Source organism: Oleiphilus sp. HI0066, assembly GCF_001635725.1.
In genome coordinates this window covers 1-648 of record NZ_LWFH01001499.1, presented here as the reverse complement: position 1 = coordinate 648, position 648 = coordinate 1, and the positions used below count along the sequence as shown (strand labels likewise).

Annotated in this window: 2 protein-coding genes; both read right to left on the bottom strand. The window is 42.9% G+C overall.

The annotated features are described in order from the left end of the window. Positions 1-285: AAA family ATPase (locus A3738_RS23195; RefSeq protein ID WP_156504443.1), on the bottom strand; the 285-nt coding region annotated here is incomplete at its 3' end. An 11-nt stretch (positions 286-296) separates the two neighbouring features. Beyond that, positions 297-482, bottom strand: coding sequence for a helix-turn-helix domain-containing protein (locus A3738_RS23190; RefSeq protein WP_068474161.1), 186 nt, complete (start codon positions 480-482; stop codon positions 297-299). Positions 483-648: the final 166 nt, after the last annotated feature.

Genomic DNA, 648 nt, shown 5'->3' with positions numbered 1-648 from the left:
TGGGGTAGGCTGCTTTACCTCCCACCCTAAAAAGCTTGTTCCCGTAGCGACTGCATGCGCTATGTTCAATGAAAAGAATGTCTTACCTATGCCTCTCGGCGCATAAATCATTGCGAGACCTTGCTCTGGTAGCCAAGGCGCTAGAATGCACTGTCTAGGCGGAATATTCTCCGCCATAAAGTCATTCACACATACCGACCTAAACGGATTCTCATAGCGCACTTGCTGATCAAGTTCAGGATAGCCTTCATAACTAGGGATAGGTTCGTGGTTGCCATCATACATACAATCCCCCCCTACGCTTCAAAGGTGTTATCGGCTAAGAAAGACGAAACATCATCTTGTCGATAGCGTACATAACGCCCCACCTTCACATACGCTAATGGATAGCGTTTTTGACAGCGCCATATAGCCAAGGTCTGCTCACTCACACCCAATATTTCAGATACCTGTTTAGGGGTTAATAGTTTCTCGTTACTCATAAAATTTACTCCACGTTGTTTTCAGTTGATGAACATTTCGGGAGCAAAGGTATAAATTTTTCTTCGTGGATGTAATGGGGTGAAGAGGCCGAGAACCTATAGGTTCAAAATAACAAAAAGTTAATCTAAATTGAGCAAATATATAAACCCTAAACAACAAATTTTC

Excerpts from the sequence above, each read along its gene's own strand:
- A3738_RS23190 (WP_068474161.1), bottom strand. The coding sequence starts at position 482 with ATGAGTAACGAGAAACTATTAACCCCTAAACAGGTATCTGAAATATTG.